The sequence below is a fragment of the Psychrobacter sp. CoH-33_TS_01 genome, from assembly GCF_058189395.1.
Map to the genome: position 1 here is coordinate 1 of NZ_JBVGQI010000073.1, position 255 is coordinate 255.

Genomic DNA, 255 nt, shown 5'->3' on the forward strand with positions numbered 1-255 from the left:
GGCCGATCCTCGTCATCGCGGCATCGAACGCAGCCGGGCCATTCGCGAGCAACCGCTTGCGCAGCATCTGCGCGAGGATCACCGGCATGACGATGTAGAGCACGACCGACGTGAGCAGCGTCGCCCACGGCACCGTGATGGCCGACATCCCCAGCAGCAGGCCGACCAGCGGCGCGAACGCGATCACCATGATGCTGTCGTTCAGCGCGACCTGCGACAACGTGAACAGCGGATCGCCGCCCGTCAGCCGGCTCC

1 protein-coding gene is annotated in these 255 nt (G+C 67.5%); it reads right to left on the reverse strand.

Annotated features, from left to right (window positions below; genetic code table 11):
- Window positions 1-255, reverse strand: a 255-nt coding sequence (locus ACZ2XM_RS15600; protein ID WP_490619030.1) for an arsenic resistance protein, incomplete at both ends; no start/stop codon positions are given.